This window comes from Microvirga sp. P5_D2 (assembly GCF_054049475.1).
On sequence record NZ_JBFUMH010000415.1, the window covers coordinates 1 to 612 of the forward strand.

Below are 612 nucleotides of genomic sequence, written 5' to 3' on the forward strand. Positions count from 1 at the left end.
TTGCACGGTACAAGGCCGTATCGGCTTGCTTGAGAAGCTCATCCGGAGACGAGGTTCCAAGCTCCGTAGATGCAATGCCAATGCTCGTCCCAATGACGATTTCATGCCCATCAATGTCGTAAACCGACCTTATCTCGTGCACGATACGAGAAGCTAAATTTGTGCATTCCTGCATTATGTCGACAGGTTCGATAAGAATGGCAAATTCATCGCCACCGAGCCGGGCAATGACACTATTGTCCTGGACGCAGCCCCGAATCCGATTGGCAACAGTTTTCAGGAGCTGGTCACCGGTCTCATGCCCCAGTGTATCATTCACGTTTTTGAATAGATCAAGGTCAAGGTACAGAACCGCGAGGGTTGATCCGACATCGCGAGCTTTCTCCAKCGATTGCTCCAATCGCTCCCGGAATAAKACGCGATTTGCAAGGCCGGTGAGCGGATCATGATGAGCCAAGTTGGTGAGGTCTGCTGCAAGACTAGCCATCTTCCGAGAGGTTCGCCTAAGGAGGATGTTGTGTCTTGCAAGTAGCCCTATAAGGCCAAGTCCGAAAAGGATTAGGCAGCCTACATGGCTTGAGAAGATCCAGTGAAGCCGAGTGAGTTCCTGCT

The 612-nt window shown here is 51.3% G+C and carries 1 protein-coding gene; it reads right to left on the reverse strand.

Annotation, left to right across the window (positions count from 1 at the left end):
* Nucleotides 1-487 (reverse strand): diguanylate cyclase domain-containing protein (locus tag ACXJKO_RS32040; RefSeq protein ID WP_457095018.1); only part of this gene is annotated, 487 nt, incomplete at its 3' end.
* Nucleotides 488-612 lie beyond the last annotated feature (125 nt).